Below are 25,951 nucleotides of genomic sequence, written 5' to 3'. Positions count from 1 at the left end.
CGGATCGCTGCGGGCACGTAGCACAACAGCACTTCGCAGGGTGGCAACACAGTGGCACCTGACGCTAGTGTGGCGGCACTTGGGGCGCGCGTCGGTCGTGCCCGATGTGGCCGCTCGAAACATGTGACGCTCGCTCGCGGTGTTCCGCGACCGGTTCCAGGGGAGAGCAGTGAATCGACGTAAGTTCATGGCCTCGGCCGCCGCGTCGGCTGGCGCGGCAGGCGCGCTGCCGGTCATGTCCGCTCCGGCCCACGCGGACACCCGCAGTCTTCCGTCGCTGTGGGATGTCGACCGTTCCGTCGCGAACCTGGAGAACGCCTACTGGGGCGTCATGCCGCGATCGGTCGAGGAGGAGTACGCGAAGCAGACTCGCTATCTCAATCGCCACAACGTCACGTTCGTCCGTGACGGCATCCCGGGCCGTGAGCGCACGGTAGCCATGGACAACGTGCGAGCCGAGGTGGCGCAGCTGATGGGTGCTTCGAAGGAGGAGTTCGCTCTCACTCGAAACGGCACCGAGGCCATGCAGAACCTGATCCTGCAGTACGGTTCCCTGAGGCCCGGTGACGCGGTCATGTACGCCGATCTCGACTATGACGAGATGCAGCAGGCGATGGATTCACTCACCCATCGTCGTGGCGCGAAGGTCATCAAGTTCTCCGTGCCCGAACCGGCCACGACCGCGAACATCCTGGATGTCTATCAATCACAGTTGAACAAAGCGCCCGCCGGCCTGAAGCTGCTCCTGGTCACACATCTGTCCAATCGAACCGGAATCGTGATGCCGGTCCGGGAGATCGTGAGCATGGCACGGGCCCGAGGTGTCGACACCATCGTGGACGCCACCCAGACGATCGGCCACATGGACTACACGTTGTCGGATCTCGACGCGGACTTCGTCGGCTTCTCGCTGCACAAATGGCTGTGCGCGCCTCTGGGTACCGGTGCCGTCTGGATCCGCGGTTCCCGATTGGGGAGCATCGAACCGTGCATGGGCAACACGATGTTTCCTCCGGACGACACCCGCTCCCGATCCAGTGTGGGCACGGTGAATTTCGCGGCGGCCCTGACTGTGCCCAAAGCCATCGAGTTTCACCGTGCCATCGGGGGGTCGCGGAAACAACGGCACCTGCAGTCGCTCCGTAACTACTGGGTGGAGCGCGTGCGGGACATCCCAGGCATGCAGATCCTCACACCCGACGACACCGCACGCCACGGAGCGGTGACCAGCTTCCGGCTTCCTGCGATGAGGGACTACGCGCAGGCACAGAAGATGGCGACGCTGCTGCTCAAGAAGCACCGTGTTCTCACGGTCGCGCGCACAGGGATCGCCCAGGGCAGCGCTGTCCGGGTGACCCCCACGCTGTACAACACGCACCAGGAACTCGACCGTCTGGTGGCGGCGCTCCGTCAGGAAAGCGGCGCCTTCGTGTGATGCCGTCCCGGCCGCGCGAGTCCGAAGGGGCATCGGCCGGCTACGCACCGTCATCCGGCGGGGTCGGTGGAATCCGAAGTCGGCTGGTCGTCTCCGAGCGCGGCCAGCGCTGCGGAGAGCCTGCCTCGGCTGGTGATGCCCAAGCGTGGATAGATGCGGTACAGATGGGCTCCAACGGTCCGGTGCGAGATGAACAGGCGCTGGCCGATTTCCCGGTTGCTCAGCCCCTGTGAGGCCAACTCGGCGATCTGCCTTTCCTGGACTGTCAGACTCTCGCCCTTGCTCGGGCGTCGTCGTCCGTCCGACTCCCCCGCTGCCCGCAATTGCTCACGGGCCATGTCGGCCCAGGGTTGCGCACCGACTCGGTCGAACTCGTCACGTGCGAGCCGCAGAGGCTTGCGCGCATCCACGTTCCGACGCTGTCGGCGCAGTCGCCTGCCGTGTTGCAGATGAAGTCGGGCACGTGACAGCGGCCAGGTGTCCGGCAGTGCGGAGAGCGCGGAGTCGTAGTACTCCTCGGCGGTGTCGTCCGGAGCGAGGACTGCCGCGCTGTAGGTCCGGGCAACGATCATCATTTCCGAGGGCAGCCGGTCTGCCAGTTCCGGCAGCCCTGCCAACAGCTCTCGCACCTGTTCGGTTCGGCCCGCGGCCGCGGCCGCGTCCACCAGGTCCGGGACGAGCAGCCAGCGACTGGTCGAGTGGTAGTGCGGGTCCGCCTTGTCGAACGCACGCGCGAGGACGTCGTACGCCTCCACGGCACGGCTGTCGAACAGTGCGAGGAGACCGTCGACCTGCTGCGCCATGACGCTCGCGAAGGGCATGACGGGGAAGAGGCTGTGCGCTCTCAGCTCCCGGACGCTCCGAGCTGCGGCTTCGCGTTCTCCCCGCAGCACCGCCGCGAGCGCCGACGTGGCCTTGAGACCGAGCCAGACGATCCACTCCCCGGTCTCCTCGGCGAGCGCGATCCCTTCTGCGGCCTCTTCCCGGGCCTGGGCCAGCTGCCCGAGGTACAGACGTGGCCAGGATCCCGCCAGGGATCGCGCGAGCAGCCCGAGACGGCCCTGGGACCGCCACACGGAAGCCGCCTGGGCCAGGTGGCGAGTGGCACGGCCGATGTCACCGATGACCATCGAACCGCTGCCCAGGTAATGCAGCAGCTGGCCGTCCTCGCGGTCCGGCTCCAGCTTTTCGAGCCGTGTGATCAGGTCGGTCCCATGGCGGTACGGCTCCGTGTAGGCCCGCACCGTCAGGACGTGAGGGGCGTCCGGGTCGGGCTTCCACCGGTCCAGTTCGGCGGCGGCCTGAGCACGCACACGTGCGTCGCCGTCCTGGAAGAAGCATCGGGCGGCCGCACGCCACAGCAGGTTCTCCGCGACGTTCGTACTGCCGACGTCGAAGGCCCCGGCTGCCGCGTCGATCATGTCCTGAATGCGGCGTTGAGGCTCATCGGGTTCGAACGCGGCCTTGTCGGAGACCAGCATGAGGCGGGCCCTCTCCGTGGGGCCCAACTCCGCCAGGTCGGCTCTGTCCAGCAGGATCTGGGCCTGCACGCGGTCGTTGATCTCGCTGGCCAGCTCGGCCGCACGGACCAGGAGGCCGGTCTGGCGGCGTGCGTCGTGCACCAGCTCGCCTGCCTGGCGCAGGGCGGGTACGGCCGCGGCCAGTTGCCCCCGTTCCTGGGCGTCGTCCGCGAAGCGCTCCAGTTGGCCGGCCAGTTCGTCGTCCGGGCCGAGCGTGGCCGCGGCGAGGTGGACGAGCCGCCGCCCAGGTGATCCCTCCAGCGTCTCGGCCAGGGCCCTGTGGGTGGACAAACGGTCGGCGACGGTGGCACGTGTGTAGATCGCGGAGCGCATCAAGGGGTGCCGGAACTCCGGGGTGCGACCGGTCAGAACCACCAATCCGGCGTCGACGGCCTCCTGCAGGGCGTACACGGAGACTTCCGATCCCGCGAGACGACTTGCCACGTCGAGGAGCTGCTTCAGTGGCGCGGTGGGTTCCGTTGCCAGGACCAGGAGGAGCGTCCTGCACTCGCGGGTGAGCGAGTCGGTGCGCGAGGCGAACGCGGACTCGAGTCGCTGGGTCAGAGGCAGATCGTCGAGCCGGGCTGACATGCCCTGAGCCGCCCTCGGCAGTTCGACGAGCGCGAGAGGGTTGCCGGCGGCGCGCTCCAGGATGCGGGCCCGCACCCCGTCTGCCAGGCCGGGGGCGTCGGCATCGAGCAGTTCGGCCGCCGCTGCCGGGGAAAGGGGCTCCAGCACGAGTTCGGCGTGAGTCCCCAGGCTGTACGTGCCCGGTGACGAGGTTCTTGCCGCACCGATCACGAGGATGGGGAGGTCCCGGGTACGCCGGGCCACGAATCCGAGCACGTCACGGCTCGACGAGTCGACCCATTGGAGATCATCGACGAGCAGCAGGAGGGGCTGGCTGTCGGCGGCGTCGGCGAGCAGCTCGAGCACCGCCATCCCGACCCGGTAGATCTCGGGTTCCCCCTCGCTGGCCCCGAAGGCGCCATCGAGGGCCTTCCGGTAGGGGGCCGGCAACGTCTCGGCCCCGCCGAGAACCGGTTGGAGCAGCAAGTGCAGCGCGGCGAACGGCAGCCACTGTTCGGTCTCGACGCCGGAGGTGCGGAGGACTCTGACCCCCCGGTCCGCGGCATGAGAACCGAACGTGCTCAGCACAGAGGATTTGCCGACCCCCGGGTCTCCGCGGACGAGCAGCGCGTCACCCTGGCCTGCCACCGTCCTGGAGAGCAGGCCGTGCAGAACCTCCAGTTCCCTGTCCCGACCGATCATGCCGTGAGCACCGAGGCCGGTCCGGACAAGACAACCCTCAGTCGCATCGTGGTCGGCCGCTCGGCAGCCGCCGTTCGCATCGGGCTGAGCCTCTGCTGCACACCTCTGATATCGGCCACACTTCCGGATTTTACCTGTGCCTGACCTCTTCCATTGAGGCGGGCCCGGTTCGGTCATCAGTCGAATGACTACCTGATGACTCTCTCTGTCCACGGCGTCCCGGACCGGTCTCCTCCGCTGCTCCTCCTCATCTCGGCAGTGGAGTCGCGGACCGTGTCGGGTCGTCGACACAGGGTCATCGGGTGTCCTCCGCGGGAGGGCAGGGATGACGGGAGTGTGCGCGAGGGACGCCGTCGGCCCACCGACCGGGTCGGTGGGCCGACATGAAACGGGGTGAACCGAAGCGCCTACCGCTTCCAGAGGTACCAGACGCCGGCCTCGTGGTCGTTGTCGCAGTAGTAGCTGCCGCCGGGGTCGTTGCTCTGGTAGACGACCTGCACCGCGAGGCACTGAGCCTGCGTGTCGTAGAGCCCGATCATGGTGTCGGCGTGCGCGGCTGCCGCTCCTGCGAACGTGACGCCCGTCGCACCCAGCGCGACGAGGCTCGCGGAGACGAGCTTCTTCTTCAAGCCCAGAGATGTCATGTGGGACCTTTCCTTTCCTCAGCAGTGCGGCGTCGGCGATACTCGACGACACATACACATAACGTGTGACACTGTGTCATGTTGATCAACAGATCGGCAAGCCTCACCTCCTGACCCGCCGGTCTTGGTCGGGGCGGTATCCTGCGACACCGTGTGATGGTTGCCGATGGAGACCACTCACTCGAAAGAGCGGGCCTATGCCGCCTGATCCGATGGCACCGTTCCACGGTGAAACGTAAGAGAGTGACGACAAGTGGATCTCAAACTGGAAGTCCTGGTGCTGCCCGTCTCCGACGTCGACCGGGCGAAGGCCTTCTACGAGGCGGTCGGGTTCCGCCTGGACGCCGACCACGTGACGGACGAGACCTACCGGGTCGTCCACATGACACCCCCCGGTTCGCCGTGCTCGGTACTCTTCGGCACGGGTGTCACTCTGGCCGCCCCCGGGTCGTCCAAGGGCCTCCACCTCATCGTCTCGGACATCTTCGAGGCCCGGGACGAGCTGGTCGGCCGGGGCGTGGAGGTCGGCGACATCTACCACGACACCAGCGACATCTTCCACCGCTGCACGGGCGAGAAGTGGATCAGCGGACCCGACCCTCAGCGCCGCAACTACTGCACGTACGCGGACTTCACCGACCCGGACGGCAACGGCTGGGTCCTCCAGGAGGTGCCGAACCCGTAGAGCCTCGGGGTGCGCCTCGCCCGGTGGCGGGTCGTGTCGTACCGGTGGTGCGGGCCCCGGCGCCCGCACTCGGGAGTGCGCGGCGGCCGGAGCCGATGACCGACGGTCGGCGGGATCGTCAGCGCCTTACTGGGAGATCATCTTCTCCACCGAGAAGTGATCGATGTTCGCGACGCCCGGTGCCGTGCCGAGAGCCTTGAGGTAGACGTCGTGCGTGCCGCTCGTCGGGGTGATCGTGGACGTCTGGTCCAGGTACGTGTCCCAGCCGCCCGTGTTCTCCACCCGCACCGTGCCGATGACCGGGCCGGTGGCCGAGTCGAGCCGGACCTCGAACCGGCCTCCCGCGTACGGCCGCTCGCTGCCGATGCTCGCGACCAGGAGATTCCGGCCGGTGCCGAAGTCCACGTCGTCGTAGCGGACCCAGTCGCCGCCGTCGAAGCTGCCGAGGACCGAGCCGGTTCCGGCGGCGTGGGTGGCGACGCCGCCGCCCTCCGCGTACGACTCGGCCTGGACCGTCGTGCGCTGCATGGCCGCTCCGGCCTGCCACGGCGTCGCACCGTACTGGTAGGCGCCGGCGCTGGGCTGCGGGTCGGTGGAGCCGTCCGTGGCCGGGGGCCGCACCAGGGCGTAGTTGCGTGCCGGTGAGGTGGAGCGGAGGGTGTAGTCGTGGTGCGCGGGGTCAGTGAACTGCGGACCGTCGGCCATGGGCAGGTTGTTCGTGGAGGACACTCCGGCCATGGTGTCGGCGTCGCCGATGTTGTTGGCCACCTCGGTGTCCGAGTAGGTGCCCGGGAAGAGGCTCACGGACTTGCGGTCGGTGCCGCTGGTGTTGTTGTAGACGCGGTTGCCGCTGGTCGTGCCGCCGTTGGGATTGATCAGGACGACGCCGTAGGTCGTGCGGTTCCACGCCACATTGTCGTAGACCGTGGCGTTGTACGTGGACAGGTCCAGGTACACGCCGGGCGCGGGCGCACTGGCCGCGAACAGTGCGGCGTCGTGGAGCTTGTTGTGATGGATCTCGGTGCCGACCAGGTTCACCTGGCAGCAGATGTAGATCGCGCCGACATCCACGACCAGGTTGCCGTAGTCGGACAGGTCGTTGTAGGCGATCTCGTGACCGGAGGCCGTGGTCCCGGCGACCTTGTTGTCAATGTTGATGTTGCTGCGGCCACTGTTGGTCACGGTGTTGTGCGTGATCGTCTGGTCGCTGCCGAGGACATTGATCCCGGCGGCGTAGCTACCGCGGTAGTCGACGCGGGTGATGAGGTTGTTGGTCACCGTGTTGCCCGAACCGGCCAGCAGCACCCCGTTTCCGGCGCTGTAGTCGATCCTGCTGTTGCGCAGGGTGTTGGCGGTGCCCTTCAGGAGGATGCCGCTGGTGGTCTCACCCGCCGTCAGCACGTCGCAGGGGTCGGCGGGCGTGACCTTGCCCGGGTCCACTTTCAGGTCCATGTAGTGCGAGACGTACGTGGCGTCGATGCCGTCCAGCACGTTGTGCGTGGAGGTGGAGGAGGTCGCCACCGTGGCGGCCCGGACACCGAGGCCGACGACGGACACGTAGGACCGCCCGGACAGGTCGACGGCGACGTTGCGCTGCTTGGCCTCTACGGTGTGCCCCGCCGGGCTCGCACCGTCCGGCATCCACATGTAGAGCCGCTGCGCGTCGGCGTCGTAGAACCACTGGCCGGCATGGCTGAACGCCTGGAGCTTGCCGGTGAGCGAGTAGAGGTTCTGCTGGTTGGGGCTGAGGCCGACGCAGGAGGTGGCCAGCCCCGAGGCGGTCACGGAGCCGGTCGCGGACGACGTGACGGTGCCCGTCTGGCTGACGAACCAGTTGTGCGAGGTCAGGCGGGCGCCCTTCCAGTATCCGGCGGGCTGGGTCAGGGCGTCGTCGTACAGCGTGTCGTTGGTGCCGGCGTCCGCGGAGTTGTAGTCGGGGCGCGTCGGCTCGGTGCCGGGGTAGGGCCACTGGGCCTCGCCCAGCATCGTGCCGTCGACGAAGAGCTGGTTGCCGGGCAGCGCGGGGTTCAGGGCGATGTCGGTTCGGTATATTTTCCCGGCCGTGGCGGCCGTGGCGAAGTCCGAGCCGCTCAGCGTCGGGTCGGCGGCCTGCAGTGCCGACAGGTCGGAGGCGCTGACCTGCGCCCATCCGTCGACCGGGGCACTGCCGTCGAGGACGACGCGCGCACCGGGGGCGGCGCGGAACGTGATCCGGGCGGATGCCGTGCCGTCGCGCGGCGGCGTCAGGGTCTCCCGGTAGGTTCCGGCGGCGATCACACAGGTGTCGCCGGCCTGTGCGACGTCGGCGCACTGCTGCACGGTGCTGAACGGGGACTGCTTGGTGCCGCGGTTCGCATCGGAACCGGTGACGCTCACATAGCGCGTGGTGCCCTTCGTGTGCGCTGATACCGGAACGGCGGCCGTCAGTGCGGTGAGCACCGTCGCGGCAGCGGTTCCGATGACCAGAGCACTGCGTCTCCAGTACATGGCTCTCCAATCGCCTATCGATAATCGCGAGTCGGCGATCAATATAGGTCCCGCGGAGCGATCGCGTAAGGAGTGGGAGACGTGGGTCTGGTGTGGTGCGGAGTGCGCAGGTCGCTCCACGCCGGAGGCCGGCGACCCGCGGGGGCGTCCCGGAAGCGGGCGCCGTCAGGCACGCGATTCGGGCGGAGTCACGGAACGCGAGACGGCCACGAACGATCTGGAGGTCCGGGACGACGGAAGAACAGTACGGCCGGAAGGCTACGAACTGACGGGAATGGTACAAAACAGCAAAATCGCCAGGAAAGATTGGACGGTCTGCGGGCCGCAGACCGTCCCCATGCAGGGAGGGCAGGCCGAGTCGGTTGACCGGACAGGCGGAGCGGGGGGCAGGCGCTGCCCGGCGGACGCGCCCCGCTCAGCCGTGGCCGAGGCGCGGGACGCCCTCGTCCCCCCGGGCGTGTGCCGCGAACGCGGCGGCTGCGCGGTCGGCGTCGGCCGACTCCAGCGTCTCCAGCAGTGCGCCGTGCTGGACTGCCATCTCGGCCCAGTCACCGGTGAACAGCGGGTCGGAGACCACGCGCAGCGCACGCAGGCTCGGTTCCATCAGGCTCCAGATGCGGGACAGGAACGGGTTGGCGCTCGCTTCGCACAGGATCCGGTGGAAGGCGATGTCGGCGTCCCGGAAGCGTCCGATGTCGCCGGCCTCGGCCGCTTCCCGCATGTCCTGCACCTTGGCGCGCAGCGCCTCGACGGACTCCGGGTCGGCGCGCTCGGCGACCGCGCGGGCCGCGAACTCCTCGATGATGACCCGCACCGCCCGCGCGGCGTCGGCGTCCTGCGAGGACACGTCGGCCACGAAGCTGCCGCGCCGCGGGATGTGGTCGGCCAGGCCCTCGTGCACCAGCCGCTTGACGGCTTCCCGTACGGGCGCCTGGCTGACCCCGAGATCACGGGCGATCTCGGCCTCGACCAGCCGGTCACCGGCTTGGAGGTCCCCGTTGACGATGAGACCCCGCACCCGGGTGTACACCTGATCGGACAGCAGTACCCGGGTCAGCGGCTCACCGACGCCCGCCATGACGGCCCCCTAGGTTCCTAGAACGTCTTCGCATCTTATCGATGATCGTGTGTCTGTGGTTGCAGGCTCTTGACAACCACGTAACAGGAGTCATCATATCGCCTATCGATAGAACATAATCGATAGGGAGGGCGACATGGCCCGGAGAAGATCCATCAACGCTGCGGTAGGCATCCTGTTGGGCCTGGCCCTGACCACCGCGTGCGGCGGCAGTGGCGGGTTCGAGGCTGACTCGGCCGCCGACCCGGACTCGGGTGCCACCGGCACCGTACGGATGCTGGTGAACATCACACCGAATCTGACCAAGGGGTACTGGCGGGAGCTGGTCGCTCCCTTCGAGAAGGCCAACCCCGGAATCAAGGTACAGATCGACTCGCCCACGGCCGCCGACGGCACCGTGGACAGCACACTTCAGCAACTGCTGGCGGCGGGCAACGCCCCCGACGTCGTCGAGGGCTCGCACAACGACAAGGTCCTCCCCTATCTCAGGGACCTGTCCGAGCTGAGCTGGGCGGCCGACGCGCCCATGGCGGACGCCCAGCGACTGGACGGCCACCTGTACGACGTGGCGATCGGACAGCAGGTCCAGTCCCTCGTCTTCTACAACAAGAAGGCCTTCAAGGAGGCCGGCGTCGCCAAGCCGCCCGCCACCATGCAGGAACTGACGGCGGCGATGCGGAAGCTCAAGTCCGCCGGGTACCTGCCCATGCAGACGGCCGGAGAGTGGGTCACGCAGGCACAGGTCATGATGCTCTTCGCACCGACCGTCACCACCGGCGAGCCCGACTGGTTCAAGCAGGCCTCCGCCGGCAAGCGCTCCCTGAGCACCGACCTCGGCCCGGCCATGAACCTGTACAAGGACTGGCTGGACAAGGGCTATCTCGACAAGCAGGCCCTGGGCACCAAGTACGCCGACGCGGAGACCGAGTTCCTGTCCGGCAAGGCCGCGATGTACCCGATGGGCTGCTGGTTCGTGGCGGCCGAGGCACAGGCGAAGAAGGACTTCGAGGTCGGCGTCTTTCCCTCGCCCCAGCTCAACGACGCCTCCACCCCGAGACTCTCGGTGACCCCCGGGGCCAACTACCGGATCTTCAAGGCCGGCAAGCACCAGAAGGCCTCGGAGAAGCTCGTCCAGTTCCTGACCACCGACCGCGCCGCCGTGGCCGGCCAGCTCAAGCAGGACTCCTCGTTCCGCACCGGCTACCCCTACAAGCTCTCCCCGCTGGCCGACGAGGTGCAGGCGCTCCTCGACAAGTCCACCAACCACCAGGCCATCGCCGGCAGTGGCGAGTACCAGATGCCGACCGGCTTCGAGGCCGAGCAGAACAAGCAGGTGCAGAGCCTCTACACCGGCGGCGACGCCGCCGACGGGCTGAAGAACGTGGACACCTGGCTGAAGGCGCACACGAGATGAGTCTGCCCACCACCACCCGGCCGGCGCGGGCCGTGCGCGACCTGTTCGCCACCGCCCGCGGCCGGGACCGGCTGACGGGGCTGCTCATGACCGCTCCCGCAGTCGCGCTCTTCCTCGTCATGATGGTCGTGCCCCTGGTGCTGTCCGGCTATCTCAGCCTGACCGACTGGGACGGCTACACGGCACACCCCTCGATGGTGGGACTCGACCACTACCGCGCCCTCCTGGACGATCCGGAGGTCCGGCAGGCGGCCTGGATCACGGTGCTGCTGGCGGTGATCGGCACCCTCGCCGTCAACGCCGTGGGACTCGCCCTGGCCCTCGCCATCTCCACTCCCAGCCGCACCAACACCGTGCTGCGGACCGTCTTCTTCTACCCGTACGTCATCAGTGCGCTGATCATCGGCTTCCTCTGGTCGGCGCTGCTGTCCACCAACGGCGCGGTCAACAGCGTGCTGCGCTCCGCCGGGCACGCCGGACTGCCGTTCCTGTCCCAGCCCGGCTGGGCGCTGGCCAGCCTGATCGCGGTCGTGGTGTGGTCCGGCTTCGGATTCACCCTCGTGCTGTACATCGCCGGACTGCACACCGTCCCCGCCTCGCTGCTCGAAGCCGCCCGGATCGACGGAGCCGGCCGGTGGCGGACCCTGCGCAGTGTGACCCTGCCGATGATCGCGCCGGTCGTCACCGTCAACATCGTGCTGACCCTGGTGACCCTGCTGCGCTCCTACGACCTGGTGCTCTCCCTGACCGGAGGCGGTCCCGCCGGCTCCACCCAGACCGCCGCCTATCTGATCCTGGCCCAGTCGTTCCAGAACAACGCCCTGGGGTACGGCTCCGCCCAGTCGATGGTGCTGACGGTGGTGACCGGCATCGCCGCCTTGGCGATCACCTTCCTGCGGCGCCGCGCCGACGAGAGAGCGGGGGCCTGACCATGCCCACCGAACCCACCACCAGCCCGCGCCGGGCCGTCCTCGGCCCGGTGGCCCCCGCCGCTGCTCCGGACCAGGGACCGCCGCGCCCGGCACCCACCTCACGGCCGCGACGCCGCGACCGCGGCACCGTACCGGGAACCTCGCTGTGGCGGCTGCCCCTGCTCCTCGTGTCCGCCTCGTTCATGGTGATCCCGCTGTGGCTGCTGGTCGTCAACGCCTTCAAGTCGGAGCAGGACATCCGCGAATCCCCGTTCGGTCTGCCGCTGAACCGGCTGAGCCTGCGGCCGCTGCGCGACGCGCTCTCCAACCCGGACTTCGACGTCGTACGGGCCTACGGGATCACCCTGCTGTTCGTACTGCTCGTCAACGTCCTGTCCCTGCTGGTGTCCGCCCCGGTGTCGTACGTGATCGCCCGCGGCACCACCCGGTGGCACACGGCACTGCTGCTGCTCTTCGTCGCCGGTACGTTCGTCCCCAGCCAGGTTCTGCTGATCCCGGTCGTCTACGTCCTCAAGTACCTCGGACTGATGGGCACCATCCCCGGCTTCGTGCTCTTCGAGACGGCGCTGACCCTGCCCGTGTCGGTGTTCCTGTACAGCGCCTACATCCGGACCATCCCCAGGGAACTGGACCAGGCCGCGTCCGTGGACGGCCTGGGACGACTGCGGACCTTCCAGCTCGTCGTGCTGCCGTTGATGCGGCCCATGGTGGCCACCGCGGTGATCCTGCACAGTCTCAGTGTGTGGAACGACTTCGCCAACCCGCAGATCATCCTCGGACCCGGCAGCGGCCTCTACACCGTCACCACCGGGGTGTACGCCGCGGTCGGCAAGTACTCGACGCACTACGCCGTGGTCTTCCCCAACCTGCTCCTCGCCGTCGCGCCGGCACTCGCCTTCTTCGCGATCATGCAGCGGCACATCATCAGCGGCCTGACCTCCGGCGCCCTGAAGGGCTGACATGAACGCACGACACGACATACCCGCCACCGGGGAGAGGTCCGTCGGGACTTCGCCGTCCGGCGGCACGCCCCCCGAAACCCGCCCCACCGAGATCACCGCCACCCTGCCCACCGGGCCGCCGCCCGCCTGGGCCGTGCTGCAACGCCACCTCTTCGACGAACTCGACGGAGCCTGGCGGCTGTTCAGCGACCGATACACCGAACCCGACGGCCGGCTGCGCTTCTCCGGCACCATCCCCGACCGGGACGGCGCCGACGACTTCTACGAGGCGTTCTTCAACTGGCCCGCCCTCTACCGGCTGGGCGGAGCCGACGACCTGCTGCCCGCGGTCAAGCGCCACTGGGAAGGGGTCACCGCACAACTGACCGAACTGGGCCTGTACCGGAACGAGTTCGAGCGCGGCTACGACTGGTTCCATCAGGGCGAGGCCCTGCTGATGTTCTACGGCATCTGCGCCGCCGACCCTGCCGACCAGCGCTTCCGCGACCGGGCCCGGCGCTTCGCCGAGCAGTACCTCCCGGACAGCGCGACCGGCAACTACGACCCCGCCACCAGGGCCCTGCGCGCCCCGCACAACGGGTCGGACGGCCCCCGGACCGGCCTCGGCCCCCAGTGGGACGACCGGTTCGGGCACGAGCAGCGGGGCATGCGCCCCTACGGGCTGCCCCTGCGCGACATCCCCGGCATCACGTCCTGGGACGACCTGGCCGACGAGGACAACGCCGTGCGGATGGGCCACGCGATGCGCGACCGGCTCGGCCGCGGCGACACCGCCGTCGACCTGGCGGCCACGGCGCTCGTCGTCAACGCCTGGTTGTACGACCACGACCCGCGCCTGGCGGACTGGGTCCTGGAATACGTGGACGCCTGGCGGGAACGCGCGGCCGCCGCCGGCGCCATGCCCGACAACGTCGGACCCTCCGGCGAGGTCGGTGAGGACCACGGGGGCCGCTGGTACGGCGGACACTACGGCTGGACCTGGCCGCACGGCGTGCACTCGATCGGCGCGGCGACGCTGGTCGGAGCCATCAGTGCCGGCATGCTCGGCCGCGCCGACGCCCGGCTGGACCTCGCCCGGCGGCCCCTGGACCAGGTCTGGGAGCAGCGTCGCACCGCCATGCCGTACGACACCGGCGCGACCCGCCGCCCCGGCTGGGCCCACGCCCTCGGCCTGGGTGAGGGAAGGACCGTCAACGCGCTGCCGACCCGGGTCGGCCCGGAGGGATGGTTCGACCACCAACCCGCCCAGGTCGCCTACTGGACCTGGCTGTGGTGGTTCGGCATGCGCGACGAGGACCGCGCCCGTCTGGACCAGGTCCGCGAGCACTCCGGCTACGACTGGCGGGAGGTGCACGCCTTCCGCGACAAGGAGGAGGCCGGGCACGAGGCGCCGTGGCTCGCCTATCTCGACGGCGACAACCCCGACTACCCCGAGCGGGCCCTGCGCATGGCCCTCGCGCAGGTCGCCCACCGCACCGCCCTGATGACGGCCGAGGACGCCGACACCGACGACCTCGACCTGCACAAGTGGCAGCGGGTGAACCCGGTGGTCACCGAGGTGCTCACCCAGCTGACGACCGGAGCACCGCAGACCCTCTACAACGGCGGCCTGCCGCTCGCCCGGGTGCGCTACGACGACCTGGACGCCGCCCGCCCCGGGCTCCCCTGGGACGTCGCCGCCCTCGTCGAACACCTCGACGCCTGCGGCACCACCGTGCAGTTGGTCAACCTCAGTACGGTGCACACACGCCGGCTACGGCTGCTCGCGGGGGGCTTCGGCGAGCACCTGATCACCGAGGCCCACTGGACCGGCGGCGGCGAGCACTATCCCGGCGACTCCCACGACTACCACCTGCCGGCCGGCCCCGAGACCGAGCACTCTGCGCCGGTCCACGACAACGCCGTCCACATCGTCCTGCCCCCGGGGCGCCGCATCCGGCTCCGGCTGGACATGCGGCTCAACGCCCGCCCCTTCGCCCACCACACATCCCCCACGACCTTCCGGAGAACCCGATGAGCATGTCGCTCCCCCGTCCCGCGGGCCACGAGGCCGACGGCGCCGCGGCTGACGCCAGGCCCGTGTGGGACCTGCCCGTGCACGGTGGCCCCTGGGACCGCCCCGACGGCGAGCTGGTGAGCAGCCTGAACCGGGTCAGCTCCGCCACCGCCTGCGCCAAGCTCCACGAACTCGGCATCCGCCGCAGCTACCTGTCCGGCCCCACCGCCCTGGAACTCGGCAACAAGATCACGGGTCCGGCCCGCACCCTCCAGTTCATGCCGCAGCGCGAGGACGTGGCCAGCGGCCTGGCCCAGGAGTACGTCGAGCGCAACACGGCCCTGTGGGCGGTCCTCGAAGAGGTCCAGCCCGGCGACGTCCTCGTCGTCCAGGCCTACGGCAGCGCCTTCACCGGCTGCTTCGGCGACATGCTCGTGCGTTACTTCAAGCGCAAGGGCGGCGCCGGCATCGTCGTCGACGGGCGCATCCGGGACGCGCCCCGTGTCCGCGAACTCGGCGTCCCGATCTGGTGCACCGGCACCACCCCGCACTACGCCTCCCAGTCCGAGCTGTTCCCCTGGGCCTACGACGTGCCCGTGGCGGCCGGCGGTGTCCTCACCCTGCCCGGCGACCTCGTCGTCGCCGACGACGACGGCGCCGTGGTGGTCCCGGTGTCCAAGGCCCAGGAGATCGTCGACAGCGCCCTTGACCACGAGCAGTGGGAGGAGTTCAGCCGGATGCGCATCGACCAGGGCGCGCGGCTGTCGGACTACTACCCCCTGAGCCCCGACAGCAGGGAGGAGTACGAGCAGTGGCGCGCCTCGAAGAAGTGACCCCGCGCACCGGTCGCCGGCTCGCGCTGCCCCGCTTCGGCCTCGGCTGCGCCCCGATCGGCAATCTGTACCGCGAGGTGGATCCCGACGTCGCCGCGGCCACCGTCCACGCCGCCGTCGACGGCGGGGCCACGCTGATCGACACGGCTCCGCTGTACGGCGACGGCCTGTCCGAGCGACGGGTCGGCAGGGCGCTGGCCACCGTGGACCGCGCCCGGTTCCAGCTGTCCACCAAGGTCGGCTGGCAGATCGCCGAAGGCACCGAGCCCCGGCACGCGTTCGGCCGCGACGATGTCCTGCGCAGCCTCGAAGGCAGCATGGAACGTCTCGGTGTCGACCGGTTCGACGTCGTGCACGTGCATGACCCCGAGGACCATCTCGACGAGGCGGTACGGCACGCCGTGCCCACGCTGCTGCGCCTGCGGGACGAAGGAGTCGTCGGAGCCGTCGGAGCCGGGATGAACCACAGCGCGCCGCTGGCGGAGCTGGTGCGCCGCACCGACCTGGACGTGGTGCTGATCGCGGGCCGCTACACACTGCTGGAGCAGCCCGCGCTGGCCGACCTGCTGCCCCTGTGCGCCGAACGGGGCGTCGGGGTGATCGCCGGTGGCGTGTTCAACTCCGGGCTGCTGGCGGACCCCCGGCCCGGCGCGCCATACCACTACCACCCCGTACCGGACGACGTGCTGCGGCGGGCGCTGGCGCTCGACGACGTCTGCGCGCGGCACGGTGTGCCGTTGCGGGCCGCGGCCCAGCAGTTCCCGTTCGGGCATCCGGCCGTGGTGTCCGTCGTCGTAGGCGCCGCGTCGCCGCATGAGGTGACGGGCAATCTCGAACTGGCCGGTCACCCGATCCCGGCCGCGATGTGGGCGGAGCTGCGCGAGGCGCACCTGCTGGACCCGGCCGTCCCGGTGCCGTGACAGCGGGCACCGGCCCACGGGCAAACACAGGACCAGGACCGACGACCATGGGGAGAGAGCACATATGACAACGAACGGTTCCGCACTGCCCGGCGCGGTGCCCTTCGCCGGTCTCACCGCGCTGGTCACCGGCGGTGCCTCCGGGATCGGCCTGGCCACCGCCCGGCTGCTCACCGCCCAGGGCGCCCGCGTGGCCGTCCTGGACCTGTCCGAACCGGAGCCCTCCTCCTTCGCGGCGGCCCTGCGCGCGGACATCCGCGACGACGCCTCGGTGGTGGCCGCCGTCGACGCGGCGGTCTCCCGGCTCGGCGGACTCGACATCGTGGTCAACAACGCCGGGATCGGGGCGCAGGGCGGCGTCGAGGACAACTCCGACGAGGAGTGGCACCGCGTCCTGGACACCAACGTCGTCGGCATGGTCCGGGTCACCCGGGCCGCGCTGCCCGCCCTGCGGGCCTCCGTCCACGCGGCGGTCGTCAACGTCGGCTCCATAGCGGCCACCGCCGGGCTGCCCCAACGGGTGCTGTACTCGGCCGGCAAGGGCGCCGTGGTGGCGATGACCCGGGCCATGGCCGCCGACCTGCTGCCGGAGGGCATCCGGGTCAACGCGGTCAACCCCGGTACGGCGGACACGCCTTGGATCGGCCGGCTGCTGGACCGGGCCGCCGATCCCGCCGCCGAGTACACCGCCCTGGCGGCCCGGCAGCCGCACGGCCGCCTGGTCGCCGCCGACGAGGTCGCCGCCGCGATCGCCTATCTCGCCTCGCCTGCCGCCGGGTCCACCACGGGCACGTGCCTGGCCGTGGACGGCGGCATGGACGGCCTGCGGCTGCGCAAGGAGGGGTGAGCCGGCTCCGTGCGCGTCGACGCCCATCACCACGTGTGGGACCTGGCCGTCCGCGACCTGCCGTGGACCCACGGCAGTCCGGTCCTGCACCGCACCTACACGGCCGACGACCTGCGCCCGGCCCTGCTGCGGAACGCGATCGACGCCACCGTCGTGGTGCAGACGTGTGCCGTGGCCGAGGAGACGGCGGAACTGCTGGCCCTTGCCGCCGGGGACCCGCACATGAGGGGGGTCGTCGGCTGGGCCGACCTCACCGACCCGGCCGTCGCCGACCGTCTCGCCGCGCTGCGCGAGGGTCCCGGCGGCCAGACCCTGGTGGGCCTGCGCCACCCCGTGACGGACGAGGCGGACCCGGACTGGCTCGCGCGGTCCGAGGTCCGCCGCGGTCTCCGTGCGGCCGCCGACGCGGGCCTCGTCCACGACCTGCTCGTCCACCCGGGCCAACTGCCGGCCGCGGTACGCACGGCACGAGAGCTGCCCGAGGTCCGCTTCGTCCTGGACCACGCGGGCAACCCGGTGATCGACCCGGACGCGTTCGCCCTCTGGGCGGGGCACATGGCCGCTCTGGCGGCCTGCCCCAACGTCGCCGTCAAACTCTCCGGTCTGGTGACCCGCACCACCGGGGATCCGGTCCACGCGCTGCGCCCGTTCACCGACGTGCTGCTCTCGGCCCTGGGCCCGCAGCGTCTCATGTACGGCTCGGACTGGCCGGTGTGCCTGCTGGCGGCCGGGTACGATGACGTGCTCACGCTCGCCGAGACCCTCACCGCGGGTCTCGGCCCGGCGGAACGCGAGGCGGTCTTCGGGACCACGGCCGCCCGCTGGTACGGCATCGGTGCCTGACCGCCCGCCGGGCGCCGCTCCGGAACGCCCCCGGGCGCGCCTTCGCGAAGGACTCGTCGGGCAAGCTGCCGCGACCCCGGGTCCGGGCCGGTCCGATCGCGCCCCGCCCTCGGCACGGCAGGCGTCCCGTCACGGCTCCCCGTCCCCGAAGGGCAGCGCGTCCAGATCCCCGGTGAACTCCCCGACGGCCGGGAACATCAGGCCCAGGGCTTCCGAGGGATCGTCGCGGCGCCCCTCGGCGCCGACGAGATCCTGCTCGGTCCAGATGCACTTTCCCGTGGTGGTGTAGCGCGTTCCCCAGCGCCGGGAGAGGACCGTGATCAGTTGCAGTCCGCGGCCTCCCTCATCGGTGTCCGTCGCCCGTCGAATGCGCGGCATGGTCAGGCTGCCGTCGTACACCTCGCAGATCAACTCCGTGTCGTACAGAAGGCGCAGGCCGATGGGGCCCTTGGCGTGACGGACGACGTTGCCCACGAGTTCGCTGACGAGAAGCTCGGTGGTGGGGATCAAGTGGTCCATCCCCCATACGGCGAGTTGCTCACGGACGTGTTGTCGTGCCAGACCGGCGGCCTTGGGGTCGTCGCCGAGCGACCACCGGGCCATCTTCTCTTCGGGCGTGGCGTGTAGACGGGCGACGAGCAGGGCCGCGTCGTCGGCCGCTTGTTGGTCGGCGGGGAGCAGACCGGCCGTCAGGGTGTCGCAGAGATGTTCCAGATCGAGGCTCGCACCGCCCTCACCCGCCGCGGCACTGTACGCGGTGGTCAGGAGACCGGAGAGTGCCTGCATGCCCTGGTCCATCTCGCGGGCGGACGACTCCACCAGCCCGTCGGTGTAGAGCACGAGGAGGCTGCCCTCCGGTACGGTCAACTCCACCGTCTCGAACGGTGGTTCTGCCGCTCCGAGGGGTGGGTCGGGTGCCAGCTCGGGGAACTGGACACTGCCGTCCGGCAGAACGAGCGCGGGTGGCGGATGGCCCGCACGCGCGATGGAACAGACGCGTGTGGTCGGGTCGTAGAGCGCGTACAGGCAGGTGACGTACGACTCCTCGTCCATGCCACCCACGATGTCGTTGAGATGGCTCATGATCTCGTCGGGGGGCAGTTCGAGGTCTGCGAGGGTATGGACCGCGGTACGCAGTCGGCCCATCGTCGCCGCCTCCGGCAGGCCGTGCCCCATCACATCGCCCACCACGAGGGCGACTTGGCCCCCCGAGAGCGGAATGATGTCGTACCAATCGCCCCCCACGTCCATGCCCTGTCCGGCAGGGAGGTAACGGGCCGCTGCGGTGCACGCCGAGACGAAGGGCAGATCTCGTGGGAGCAGCCCGCGCTGGAGTTCGCGGGAGCGGGTGTGCTCGGCGTCGTAGAGCCTCGCCCGTTCCAGGGACTGGGCCACGAGCGCGGTGATGGTGGTCAGCAGGGTGCGTTCGTCGTCGGTGAGAAGCCGAGGACGGTCGAAGGACAGGACGCAGACGCCGAACGTGACACCCGACGCCGTCAGCGGCAGGAACGCCCAGGACTCGTGGCCCGGGCGCACCGGCAGCTCGGGGGCGTCCGGCGAGTGTGCGACGAGTTCCCCCACGGAGGACAGGAAGAGGGGAGTACCGGACGCTATGACGTCCCAGCGCGGACCGCGGGATGCCCGGGACCGGCCCTCGGCACTGCTGGGGAATCCCTCGTCGTAGCCGACCGCGCCCACCGTGTGGAGTGACTCGCCTTCCACCGTCTGCACCAGCAGCCCTACGGCTGCGAACGGTGCCAGCACGCGTGGGGCGAGGGCGTCCACGACGTCGCGTGAGGTCGTGGCCTTGGCGAGCGCGGCGGTCAGCTTCGCGACATGCGCGGCACGCTCGGACGCGGCGCGCTCGGTGGCCCGCCGCTCCTCCTGGAGGCGCCGCTTCTGCGTGACGTCGGTGATGTAGAGCGTCCGGCCGCCCGGCCCGGGGACAAGGCGCAGGTGATACCGGCGGTCCTCGGGCATGCGCACGTCGAAACTGACTGGCTCGTCCGCGTCGACGGCGCTGCGGAGCCGGCTCTCCATTTCCGGTATCCGCTGCGTCGCGGCCAGGGCCCACGGGACCCGGCCGAGCAGTTCGTCCTCCGAGGAGCCCAGCACGCGCTCCGCTTCGCGATTGGCGAAGACGATCCGCCACTCGTCGTCGAACGCCAGAAACCCGTCGCTCATGTGGCGCAGGGCGCGGCTGAGCGCGTCACGCGCGGACCGGGACTCTTCGTTCTCCCAGGCGACGCCGACCAACCGGACGGGTTCACCGTGTTCGTCGTACGTCGCCCTGCCGCGCGCCCGGACCCAGCCATAAGTGCCGTCCAGGCGGCGGACGCGGTACTCCGCCTCGTACACCGTGTGGTCCCGGATCGCGCGCTCCGCTGTGCTGAGCGTCGGTGCCAGGTCGTCTGGATGAATGTTCTTCATCCAGTTCTCGACCTTCCCGACGAAGTCCGCGGCTCTGGTGCCGAACACTTCCAGGGCCGCCGCGTCCCAGGTGATACGCCCGGTAGGGATGTCCCATTCCCATGAGCCGACGCTGACCTCGTGAAGCGCGTGACGCAGCCGCTCACCGCTCACCTCGGCGTGCGCCGGCCCGGCGGTCGGCGGCGCCTGGGCCATGCGCTCCTCGGTCCAGGCGGACACGGCCCTCAGGAATTCCCACTGCTGTGGCGTGGGCGCTCCACCGTCGCTCATGACGACGGAGAGCGCTCCTACGCTGCGAGCCCCGCCGGACAGCGGAACGGCGGCCAGGCCACTGCCCTGAACCGGCCCCTCCGTCGTCATGGGGGCCTCGGCTCCGGCGGGCGACCAGACGCCGTTGCCCTCGTAGAGGGCGCGGGCGGGGGCCAGTGTGCCCTCCTGGTCGATGATCTCCCAGGGGAGCGTGACGACCGACGGCAGACCTACGGCCGAAACCAGCCGCAGCGCGGACATGGGGCCGCGGAGATGGATCATTCCCCCCAGGCCGCCCAGCTCACCCACGACGTGCTGGAGCGCCAGCCTGAAGATCTCGCTCTCCGTAGTACCTGGCCCCACGGTGCCGAGCAACGCAAGCCGTGCGTTCATGGCCTAAATCTTACCGCTTCTTCGAAGATTGTTGACTTTGGAGCGGATGGAACACACACCGGTCACCATCGTCCGTCGGTCGTCAACATGGTTGGTTCGCGGAAGAGTTTGCTTCTGTGGCCGGGAGCCTACCTGGGCAGGTCGCAGCCCGGCGCGGGAGCGTCCTCGGACAGAGGCGCGCCGTGCGGCAGTACGTACAGGACGTCCAGGACGACGTCGTCCGCACCGCGGTTCTCGCCGATGTGCACGTGGTCGGCGCCCGCAGGCTCCTTCAGGAAGCTGCCCTTCTTGTACACGCCGTCCGAGGCGCAGTTGCTGTCGAAGTGGCTGAGTGTGCCCTGCTTGACGTAGGCGAACAGAGTGCCGTCGTGGTAGTGCCATCCGGTTGCCTGACCGGCGGGGATGGTGATCTCACGGAGTACGTAGTCCCGGCCGCCCTCGGTCCACTGCGCCAGGATCGTGCCGCTGACGCCGGGCCCTCCGGGCGTGGCCTGGGCGATGCCCGGGGTCAGTGAGAGTCCGACGAGTGCGGTTCCTACGGCTGCTGCACGCAACGTGGTGCGCATGGTGATTCCCTTCGGGAGATGACTGGGTGACCGGCCGCGGGATACCGGCGACCAGTTCACACGACACACTGTATTACCACTGTGTCGGTCCGTGGATAGTGTGATCGCGTGACGGGCTCGTCGCAACCCGTCAGCGGGCGCCCACGTGGCGGGAAGTGCCACCGAAGTGGGAGCGTCCCATCATTCCATGAGCAACATCACACCTCACAGTGTGCCTGAGGGGCGCTCCGAAACATCCCATCATTCTACGATGCTGGGCATGCGCAGTGAGGAAGAACAAGTGCGCGGTCTCGGCGGCCGCGACGGCATCGACACGTCCACGCCCCTCCCCGAGGATCGCGCCACGGGCCGCTCCGGACGATGGAGAGAGCGCCTGCTCGTCGCCGGACTGGTCCTGACCGCATGCAACCTGCGGCCCGCCGTCACCAGCCTCGGCCCGCTGCTGGAGGAAGTGCGGCACGGACTCCACATGAGCCCGGCCGTCGCCGGTGTGCTCACCTCCGTCCCCGCCCTGTGCTTCTCCGTGTTCGGTGTCGCCGCTCCGCGGCTCGCCCGGCGCCTTGGCCCCGCCCGCGTGGTGGCTCTGGGCATGGCAGCCGTCGCCCTGGGCCTGATCGTGCGTCCCTGGGTCGGTTCGGCGTCCGGATTCCTGACCGCGAGCGCCCTCGCCCTCATGGGCATCGCCCTCAGCAACGTCCTGATGCCGGTCATCGTCAAGCGCTACTTCCCCGACAGGGTCGGCGCCATGACCGGTCTCTACTCGATGGCCCTCTCGCTCGGCACGGCCGTCGCCGCCGGAGTGACCGTGCCGGTGACGAGCGCCCTGGGAGGTGACTGGCGACTCGGCCTCGCGGTCTGGGGCGCCCTCGCCGTGGCGGCCGTCCTGCCCTGGCTGCACTTCGTCCGGAAGGGCGATACGGCCGCGCTCTCCGACCCCGGCCGGGCGGCCGGGGCGCGGGCGGCGGACCACCCGGTACCCCGCGTGTCACGCAGCCGCACGGCCTGGGCGCTCGCGGTCTTCATGGGGCTGCAGTCCACCGGTGCCTACATCACCATGGGCTGGCTGCCTCAGATCTACCGCGACGCGGGCCTGCCCGCCGGCACCGCGGGGCTGCTGCTGGCCGTCACCATGGCTGTGGGTGTCCCCCTCGCGTTCGCCATTCCTCGGATGGCGGCACGCCGTCCGCACCAGGGCCCGGTCGTCCTGGTCCTGGGCGTGGCGGGACTCGTCGGTTACGCCGGGCTGTACTTCGCCCCGGTGGGCGGCGCCTGGGCGTGGGCCCTCATCCTGGGCGTCGCCAACTGCACGTTCCCCCTCGCGCTGACGATGGTGAGTCTGCGGGCCAGGACCAGCACGGGCGTGGCCCAACTGTCGGCCTTCGCACAGAGCGTGGGGTACCTGCTGGCGATCCCGGGACCGATCCTCATCGGAACGCTCTACGAGCACAGTGGCGGCTGGGGTCTGCCGATCGCCGTGATGAGCGCGCTGCTCGTACCGCAGATGGCCGTCGGATACGTGGCGGGCCGCGACCGCGTCGTCGAGGACGAACTCGCCGACCGTTGACGGGGCGGGAGCGCCGCGAAGGACCGTGGCACCACCCACACGGCCGCGCTTCCGCGGTCGTACACGAAGAGGAAGAAGCCCATGTTCAAACGCATACTCGTTGCCGTCGATTCCAGCCCCACCCGTCTGTCCACCGTTCGCTCGGCCGCCGCGGTGGCCCGGCTGACGGGTGCCAGCGTCCGGGTGCTGCACGTCGCCGCGTCCGCTGCCACGTTTGCCGCTGTCGTTCCCCTCGAGGACGACACCGAAGCCGAGTCCGTGCTCGACGAAGCGGTTGGCATGCTGCGCCGGAGCGGGGTCGCGGCCGAAGGAGTCATGGTCCATGCGCTCACCACTCAGATCGCCGGTGTGATCTCCGAAACCGCGGCCGAGTGGAAGGCCGACCTCTTGGTTCTGACACCGCACCACCGCGACATGTTCGGCGCCTTGTGGGACCCCCGGGTGAGCGACGCCGTCGTCCACGCGGGGCGCACGGCCGTGCTCCTGGTGCCGGAGGGCGACGGGAACGATCCGGCCGAACTCCCGGGGGCAGGACGGTAGGGCCCGGTCCCAGCCGTCCAGCACCCCGCGCACGCCGACGCGCGACCGAGCAGTACCCGGTCGCGCGTCGGTCAGGCAGGTCCGGCTCCGCCGTCCGGTCGGTCGTGGCGGAAGCTCGTCGAGGGTGGGACGACGGGCTCATCGAGCGCCGTCGGCGAGAAGAGGGCCGCGCACCGGGAACCATAGGGCGATCCGGGCGGTAGCGAAGCAGGGGGCAGTGCTAGGACCGGTCCTCGGGTGCGACGTAGTCGAACGTCGGACCTGCGGCCTGGCCGTCGTCGTCCTGGAGTGCCATCAGGCCCTGCGCCTGCGCCTTGAGTGCGTACATGGTGCCCACGGACATCCCCAGCATCGCCGGATTGCCGTTGAACGCCTGCTCCAGCATCTCGAGTGTCTTGCAGTAGGTCTGGTTGAACACTTCCTGCGCGGCTCGGATCGCGCTGCCCTCGGGGTGGTCCGCCAACCGCGGGTTGGGCCGCACAGGACGGATGCCGGCCTCGTCAACGGTCACCGCCTCGCCGGTGGGGCCGGAGTCGGGCGTGTCACCGGTCTGGTAGCGCCGCCCCAGCGCGAGTTCCTGGAAGCGGTAGTAGTGGGAGACCGCCTGGGTCCCGGCGTGGAACATGTCCTTGTCGCCGTCCCAGACCTCGGCACGGGAGGCCCCCTCACCCTGCTCGACGATCTCCTCCAGGGCGGCGAGCGCGGAGCTGAGGTCGGTGACCGGAGCGAGGCGCCCCGCCGTGTGGACGAACGGACCGCCGGCGACCTGGCGGGCCGGGTCCCCGACGAAGACCTGGTCCTCGCCCAGTTCGGCGCACAGGCGCCGCAGGCCCCTCTCGATCGCGTCGTAGAACTGGCCGATGGTCTCGTAGTGATCGCCCTCGGCCGGGTCGCCGGGATGGGCTGGCTGTTCCAGACGCAGGAACAGCCTGAGCGCTTCCTGGCCGAACGGCAGGAGGGACAACTCGATGGACGGGTCGGCGTGCGGCATCGTCCGTGGGTGGGGCGGCAGCATGTGGGGGGCGTCGAGGACAGGTCGGCCGCCGACCGCGTTGAGCAGGTTGGCCGCCAGCGCGAGGTGGATCATCTCCTCGACGAAGACACCGCTGATGAGCTGTACGGCGTCCGCGTTCCGCTCCGCGTCCAGGGAGTAGAGGGCCGTCAGGTACGGAGGCAGCGTGGAGTGTTCGACCTCGATGGCCCACTGCAGGTGCCTGCGCAGATCGTCCAGCGTCGCGATGCCGGTCGCCGATGCGGTGTCGGGCGTGTCGGTCTGGTCCTGAGACATGGGGGGCTCATTTCGGTGTCGTAGCGCAAGGGGACCCGGCCGCCGGGCATCCCGGGAGCCGACGGAACGGGCACGCCGTTGGGGTCACTGCTCTGACCGCCGAAGCCGGACATCTGTGACACGGACCCGGGACTCCGCAGGTCGTTCACACTGTCTCCAGCACGCCACCTGCTCATTTCGATGCACTGTGCAGGTGAGATAGTGTCATGCTCATCGGCTGGCGGGTGGACGTGCCCTTGTTCCCGGCCCCGTTCCGCTGGTCACGATCTCTGGCCCGAGCCCTTCTGGGCCTGTTCCTCCGTCCCCCGCTCGGGGAGCTGTTCGAAAGGTGTGCCTCATGGCTGAGCTGTTCTACGACGCCGACGCCGACCTGTCCATCATCCAGGGCCGCAAGGTCGCGGTCATCGGGTACGGCAGCCAGGGCCACGCCCACGCCCTGTCGCTGCGCGACTCCGGTGTCGACGTGCGCGTCGGTCTGCACGAGGGCTCGAAGTCCAAGGCCAAGGCCGAGGAGCAGGGCCTGCGCGTCGTGTCGGTGGCCGAGGCCGCCGCCGAGGCCGACGTCATCATGGTGCTCATCCCCGATCCCATCCAGGGTGACGTCTACGAGAAGGACATCAAGGACAACCTGAAGGACGGCGACGCGCTGTTCTTCGGTCACGGCCTGAACATCCGCTACGGCTTCATCAAGCCCCCGGCGGGCGTGGACGTCTGCATGGTCGCCCCCAAGGGCCCGGGCCACCTGGTGCGCCGTCAGTACGAGGAGGGCCGCGGCGTGCCCTGTCTCGTGGCCGTGGAGCAGGACGCGACCGGCAACGGCTTCGCGCTGGCCCTGTCGTACGCGAAGGGCATCGGCGGCACCCGCGCCGGCGTCATCAAGACGACCTTCACCGAGGAGACCGAGACCGACCTCTTCGGCGAGCAGGCCGTCCTCGCCGGCGGTGTCACCGCGTTGGTGAAGGCGGGCTTCGAGACGCTGACCGAGGCCGGTTACCAGCCGGAGATCGCCTACTTCGAGTGCCTGCACGAGCTGAAGCTGATCGTGGACCTCAT

20 protein-coding genes are annotated in these 25,951 nt (G+C 69.8%); 13 read left to right on the top strand and 7 right to left on the bottom strand.

Annotated features, from left to right (window positions below; genetic code table 11):
* The first annotated feature begins 169 nt into the window (after window positions 1–169).
* Entirely contained in the window at window positions 170–1,435 is a 1,266-nt protein-coding gene (locus tag ACZ6IM_RS38555; protein WP_402678032.1) for an aminotransferase class V-fold PLP-dependent enzyme, read from the top strand.
* A gap of 50 nt (window positions 1,436–1,485) precedes the next feature.
* On the opposite strand, the gene ACZ6IM_RS38550 is transcribed toward ACZ6IM_RS38555, so the two are convergent.
* Together ACZ6IM_RS38550 and ACZ6IM_RS38545 are read right to left on the bottom strand one after the other, a co-directional pair.
* Window positions 1,486–4,404, bottom strand: coding sequence for an ATP-binding protein (locus ACZ6IM_RS38550; protein WP_469563476.1), 2,919 nt, complete (start codon window positions 4,402–4,404; stop codon window positions 1,486–1,488).
* A gap of 230 nt (window positions 4,405–4,634) precedes the next feature.
* Window positions 4,635–4,871: a hypothetical protein gene (locus ACZ6IM_RS38545; RefSeq protein ID WP_361466706.1), complete on the bottom strand. Its 237-nt coding sequence runs from the start codon at window positions 4,869–4,871 to the stop codon at window positions 4,635–4,637.
* A 253-nt stretch (window positions 4,872–5,124) separates the two neighbouring features.
* On the opposite strand from ACZ6IM_RS38545, the gene ACZ6IM_RS38540 reads away from it, so the two are divergent.
* Window positions 5,125–5,556 (top strand): VOC family protein, encoded by a 432-nt coding sequence (locus ACZ6IM_RS38540; protein WP_399936835.1) that lies wholly within the window; start codon window positions 5,125–5,127, stop codon window positions 5,554–5,556.
* A gap of 126 nt (window positions 5,557–5,682) precedes the next feature.
* Here ACZ6IM_RS38540 and ACZ6IM_RS38535 read toward each other — a convergent pair whose 3' ends face one another.
* Together ACZ6IM_RS38535 and ACZ6IM_RS38530 are read right to left on the bottom strand one after the other, a co-directional pair.
* Window positions 5,683–8,043: a carbohydrate-binding protein gene (locus ACZ6IM_RS38535; protein WP_469563472.1), complete on the bottom strand. Its 2,361-nt coding sequence runs from the start codon at window positions 8,041–8,043 to the stop codon at window positions 5,683–5,685.
* 415 nt (window positions 8,044–8,458) lie between these two features.
* The gene (locus tag ACZ6IM_RS38530; RefSeq protein ID WP_402678029.1) at window positions 8,459–9,121 is read right to left on the bottom strand and encodes a GntR family transcriptional regulator; all 663 of its coding nucleotides are present in this window, start codon (window positions 9,119–9,121) and stop codon (window positions 8,459–8,461) included.
* A gap of 136 nt (window positions 9,122–9,257) precedes the next feature.
* On the opposite strand from ACZ6IM_RS38530, the gene ACZ6IM_RS38525 reads away from it, so the two are divergent.
* From ACZ6IM_RS38525 to ACZ6IM_RS38490, 8 genes are all read left to right on the top strand, one after another.
* On the top strand, window positions 9,258–10,535 hold the full coding sequence (locus ACZ6IM_RS38525; protein WP_399936841.1) for an ABC transporter substrate-binding protein: 1,278 nt from the start codon (window positions 9,258–9,260) through the stop codon (window positions 10,533–10,535).
* Window positions 10,532–11,464 (top strand): carbohydrate ABC transporter permease, encoded by a 933-nt coding sequence (locus ACZ6IM_RS38520; protein WP_399936843.1) that lies wholly within the window; start codon window positions 10,532–10,534, stop codon window positions 11,462–11,464. Before ACZ6IM_RS38525 ends, ACZ6IM_RS38520 begins: the two co-directional genes overlap by 4 nt.
* Window positions 11,465–11,466: 2 nt before the next feature.
* Window positions 11,467–12,426 (top strand): carbohydrate ABC transporter permease, encoded by a 960-nt coding sequence (locus ACZ6IM_RS38515; RefSeq protein WP_402678027.1) that lies wholly within the window; start codon window positions 11,467–11,469, stop codon window positions 12,424–12,426.
* Between the two features lies 1 nt (window position 12,427).
* Window positions 12,428–14,446: a DUF8034 domain-containing protein gene (locus ACZ6IM_RS38510; protein WP_469563468.1), complete on the top strand. Its 2,019-nt coding sequence runs from the start codon at window positions 12,428–12,430 to the stop codon at window positions 14,444–14,446.
* Entirely contained in the window at window positions 14,443–15,258 is an 816-nt protein-coding gene (locus ACZ6IM_RS38505; protein ID WP_402678025.1) for an RraA family protein, read from the top strand. The genes ACZ6IM_RS38510 and ACZ6IM_RS38505 overlap by 4 nt, the downstream gene beginning before the upstream one ends.
* Window positions 15,237–16,178 (top strand): aldo/keto reductase, encoded by a 942-nt coding sequence (locus tag ACZ6IM_RS38500; RefSeq protein WP_402678024.1) that lies wholly within the window; start codon window positions 15,237–15,239, stop codon window positions 16,176–16,178. The genes ACZ6IM_RS38505 and ACZ6IM_RS38500 overlap by 22 nt, the downstream gene beginning before the upstream one ends.
* Window positions 16,179–16,242: 64 nt before the next feature.
* Complete coding sequence (locus ACZ6IM_RS38495; protein ID WP_399936850.1) at window positions 16,243–17,025, top strand: SDR family NAD(P)-dependent oxidoreductase; 783 nt, start codon at window positions 16,243–16,245, stop codon at window positions 17,023–17,025.
* A gap of 9 nt (window positions 17,026–17,034) precedes the next feature.
* Window positions 17,035–17,868: an amidohydrolase family protein gene (locus ACZ6IM_RS38490; protein WP_469563463.1), complete on the top strand. Its 834-nt coding sequence runs from the start codon at window positions 17,035–17,037 to the stop codon at window positions 17,866–17,868.
* Window positions 17,869–17,997: 129 nt separating this feature from the next.
* Here ACZ6IM_RS38490 and ACZ6IM_RS38485 read toward each other — a convergent pair whose 3' ends face one another.
* Window positions 17,998–20,940 carry a SpoIIE family protein phosphatase gene (locus tag ACZ6IM_RS38485; RefSeq protein ID WP_469563462.1) on the bottom strand — a complete coding sequence of 981 codons (2,943 nt, stop codon included), beginning with the start codon at window positions 20,938–20,940 and terminating at the stop codon, window positions 17,998–18,000.
* Between the two features lie 128 nt (window positions 20,941–21,068).
* Entirely contained in the window at window positions 21,069–21,506 is a 438-nt protein-coding gene (locus ACZ6IM_RS38480) for a cupin domain-containing protein (RefSeq protein ID WP_402678021.1), read from the bottom strand.
* Between the two features lie 259 nt (window positions 21,507–21,765).
* Here ACZ6IM_RS38480 and ACZ6IM_RS38475 point away from each other — a divergent pair, with 259 nt between their 5' ends.
* Together ACZ6IM_RS38475 and ACZ6IM_RS38470 are read left to right on the top strand one after the other, a co-directional pair.
* Window positions 21,766–23,070, top strand: a complete 1,305-nt coding sequence (locus tag ACZ6IM_RS38475) for a CynX/NimT family MFS transporter (RefSeq protein WP_469563459.1) — start codon at window positions 21,766–21,768, stop codon at window positions 23,068–23,070.
* Window positions 23,071–23,151: 81 nt separating this feature from the next.
* On the top strand, window positions 23,152–23,610 hold the full coding sequence (locus tag ACZ6IM_RS38470) for a universal stress protein (protein ID WP_402678019.1): 459 nt from the start codon (window positions 23,152–23,154) through the stop codon (window positions 23,608–23,610).
* Between the two features lie 220 nt (window positions 23,611–23,830).
* Here ACZ6IM_RS38470 and ACZ6IM_RS38465 read toward each other — a convergent pair whose 3' ends face one another.
* Window positions 23,831–24,898, bottom strand: coding sequence for a ferritin-like domain-containing protein (locus tag ACZ6IM_RS38465; protein ID WP_402678018.1), 1,068 nt, complete (start codon window positions 24,896–24,898; stop codon window positions 23,831–23,833).
* Window positions 24,899–25,235: 337 nt separating this feature from the next.
* Between ACZ6IM_RS38465 and ilvC the strand changes: the two genes are divergently transcribed.
* Window positions 25,236–25,951, top strand: a 716-nt coding sequence (gene ilvC, locus ACZ6IM_RS38460; RefSeq protein ID WP_469563454.1) for a ketol-acid reductoisomerase, incomplete at its 3' end; no start/stop codon positions are given.

It is taken from the genome of Streptomyces sp. NPDC042336, assembly GCF_055581985.1.
The sequence above is the reverse complement of the archived record's forward strand: the minus strand, read 5'-3'. Positions and strand labels throughout refer to the sequence as shown.